At 72.9% G+C, this 3,023-nt stretch carries 4 protein-coding genes and 1 pseudogene; 3 read left to right on the top strand and 2 right to left on the bottom strand.

The features are described 5' to 3' along the window. Positions 1–62: 62 nt before the first annotated feature. Entirely contained in the window at positions 63–542 is a 480-nt protein-coding gene (locus tag GTW67_RS31415; protein WP_161168142.1) for a MerR family transcriptional regulator, read from the bottom strand. 97 nt (positions 543–639) lie between these two features. Here GTW67_RS31415 and GTW67_RS31410 point away from each other — a divergent pair, with 97 nt between their 5' ends. Beyond that, positions 640–1,110, top strand: coding sequence for a GNAT family N-acetyltransferase (locus GTW67_RS31410; RefSeq protein WP_161168141.1), 471 nt, complete (start codon positions 640–642; stop codon positions 1,108–1,110). 19 nt (positions 1,111–1,129) lie between these two features. Further along, a complete protein-coding gene (locus GTW67_RS31405; protein WP_161168140.1) occupies positions 1,130–1,945 on the top strand; it encodes a serine hydrolase domain-containing protein in 816 nt (271 codons plus the stop codon). Here the strand turns inward: GTW67_RS31405 and GTW67_RS31400 are convergent. After that, positions 1,942–2,592, bottom strand: a complete 651-nt coding sequence (locus tag GTW67_RS31400; protein ID WP_202437953.1) for a pirin family protein — start codon at positions 2,590–2,592, stop codon at positions 1,942–1,944. The two genes, GTW67_RS31405 and GTW67_RS31400, sit on opposite strands and share 4 nt — an antisense overlap. A gap of 62 nt (positions 2,593–2,654) precedes the next feature. On the opposite strand from GTW67_RS31400, the pseudogene GTW67_RS31395 reads away from it, so the two are divergent. Beyond that, positions 2,655–3,023: pseudogene (locus GTW67_RS31395) on the top strand (PucR family transcriptional regulator); the annotation flags it as partial.

Here is a 3,023-nt window from a genome sequence, read left to right as displayed (position 1 = left end):
GTCGCGCAGTTCCCCGCGCCCCTGGCGGCGTTGCCGTCCCCGGCGTCCGACAGAGTCGCCCTCTACTCCCTGCCTTCGCAGGCGCGGCCGGCGTCTCCGTAGAAGCTGATTTTGCGGTCGAGTACCGCGAGGGTGTCCTGGAGTTCCGCTATGCGGGTCAGGACGTCGCGGCGGGTGGACTCCAGGAGTTCGCGGCGGTCGAGGTAGGTGCTCTCGCCCTCGCGGACCAGTTCCGCGTACCGGACCATGTCGGCGACCGGCATGCCGGTCATGCGCAGCTTGCCGACGAAGTCGAGCCAGTCGAGGTCGCGGTTGCTGTAGCGGCGCTGCCCGGTGTGCGAGCGGTCGATGGAGGACATCAGGCCGATCCGCTCGTACCAGCGCAGGGTGTGGGCCGTCAGGCCGGTGAAGGCGACGACCTCGCTGATGGTGTAGCGGTCCTGGCCGTCGGGGCGCGGGTGGCGCCGGGGCGGGGCGGAGCAGATGTCCGTTCTGGTGGTGTTCGGCGTGAGAGTCCCGGCCGTGGTCTGCATCACCGTCATGTGCCCCACGCTATGACCTTGGAGTGCACTCCAGGCAAGCACGGCAGGTGAGAAATGGGCAGGACAGGCGGCCGGGCCGGTCACTACCGTGCACGGCATGAGTCTCGTACGCCGTGCCGTGGCCGAGGACGCGCGGGAAGTGCTGCGCCTGCGCCAGGTGATGATCGACGCGATGTCCCCCGGCTCCCCCACCGACTGGCAGGACGGCGCCCTGCCCGCGCTGCGGGCGCGGCTGGCCGACCCGGACGGGCAGTTCGCGGCGTTCGTCGTCGACCACCCGGACCGGCCGGGCGCGCTGGCGGCGCTGGTGGTGGGGACGCTGGAGTACCGGATCGGCGGGCCGGACCGGCCGGCGAGCGGACTGATCGGGTACGTCTTCAGCGTCGCGACCGATCCGGACGCCCGGCGCCGCGGATACGCCCGCGCCTGCATGGACGAGCTGCTGGCGTGGTTCCGCGAGCGGGGCGCCGGGCACGCCATGCTGAACGCGTCCGCCGCCGCCGAGTCCCTGTACGCCTCCCTCGGCTTCAGGCGGGACACCGACCCCTCGATGCGGCTGTACCTGTGAGCCGCTTAGGCTCGGTGGCATGTCGCTGAAGAGCCTCGCGCTGATCGAGAACTGGCCCGTCCCCACCGCCGCCGCGGGGGTCGTGCGCGCCGACGGTACGGTCCTCGGCACCCATGGCCCCGTCGGGCAGCGCTTCCCCCTCGCCTCGGTGACCAAGCCGCTCGCGGCGTACGCGGCGCTCGTCGCGTACGAGGAGGGCGCGATCGAGCTGGACGAGCCCGCGGGGCCGGCCGGTTCGACGGTCCGTCACCTGCTCGCGCACACCTCGGGGCTGGCCTTCGACGAGCACAGGGTCACCGCCCCGCCCGGGGAGCGCCGGCTGTACTCCAACGCCGGTTTCGAGCAGCTCGGCGACCACATCGCGAAGGCGACGGACATCCCGTTCGCCGAGTACGCGCGGCAGGCGGTGCTGGAGCCGCTGGGCATGACGGACACCACCCTGGACGGCTCCCCGGCGAAGGACGGCGTCTCCACGGTCGGGGACCTCCTGCGGTTCGCCGCCGAGGTGCAGGCGCCGCGCCTCCTCGACCCGCGCACGGTCGCCGAGGCGATGACGGTGCAGTACCCGGGCACCAAGGGCGTACTGCCGGGCTACGGCCACCAGAACTCCAACGACTGGGGCCTGGGATTCGAGATCCGGGACGGGAAGTCGCCCCACTGGACGGGGAGTTCGTCCTCGCCCCGCACCTTCGGGCACTTCGGCCAGTCGGGCACGTTCCTGTGGATCGACCCGGACGCGGGCGTGGCCTGCGCGGCCCTGGCCGACCGCGCCTTCGGACCGTGGGCGGTCGAGGCGTGGCCGCCGTTCACGGACGCCGTGCTCGCCGAGGTCTAGGACATCTCCCACAGCAGCAGCTCGGCGGCGGTCACCGCGACCGCGTCCAGACCCTTCGCGTCCGTGATCCGCGCCGCGTCCCCCGCGTCCAGCTCCTCCCCGTCCAGGAGCACCGTGCCGCGGACGGCGTGGACGTAGACGTACGCCGCGTCCGGCACCGCCGTCCGCTCGCCCGCCGCCAGCCGGCGTACGTGGAGCATCGCGCCCGCCTCCGGGACGGCGTACGGGGTGGAGTCGGCGATGCCGCGGACGATCTCGTAGGACGGGTCGCCGCCGGGCTCGCGCGGGGCCAGCCACATCTGGACGAAAGTCAGGGGCACCGGGCCGTCGTTGCGCTCGACGTGGCGGACGCCGCCCGCCGAGCTGAGCCGCTGCACGTCCCCGGCGCGCACCAGCGTCTCGTGGCCCGCGCTGTCCCGGTGGGTCAGCTCGCCCTCCACCACCCACGTGACGATCTCGGTATGGCTGTGCGGATGCTCGTCGAAGCCCGCGCCGGGCGCGAGGCGCTCCTCGTTGCAGGCGATCAGCGCGCCGAAGCGGAGGTTGCCGGGGTCGTAGTGGGGGCCGAAGGAGAAGGCGTGGCGGGAGACGATGCCCGCCGCCGCGTCGCCGCCTGGGTAGCGCTCGTCGGCGCGCCGTACGTCCATCACGCCGTCCACCGTAGACCCGGCGGCATGCCCGCCCGTCCGGATAAGGCAGTCTTGTCCCCGTGCCCGAACCCGAAACCAGCAAGCCCGAGCCCGCGGCGCGCGCCGTCCACCCGCATTCCGCGACCCTGAAGCGGCTGGAGCAGTCCTCCGGATCGCTCGCCGCGCAGGCGATCGCGCGGATGGACGAGACGCTGCCGTGGTACCGGGCGATGCCCCCGGAGAACCGTTCCTGGATCGGGCTGGTCGCCCAGGCCGGCATCGCCGCCTTCACCGAGTGGTTCCGGCACCCTGACGCCCCGCAGGCCATCTCCACCGACGTCTTCGGCACCGCCCCGCGCGAGCTGACCCGGGCGATCACGCTGCGGCAGACCGTCGAGATGGTGCGGACGACCATCGAGGTGATGGAGTCCGCGATCGACGAGGTCGCA

The organism is Streptomyces sp. SID5910 (assembly GCF_009862125.1).
Lineage (GTDB): Bacteria > Actinomycetota > Actinomycetes > Streptomycetales > Streptomycetaceae > Streptomyces.
The sequence above is the reverse complement of the archived record's forward strand: the minus strand, read 5'-3'. Positions and strand labels throughout refer to the sequence as shown.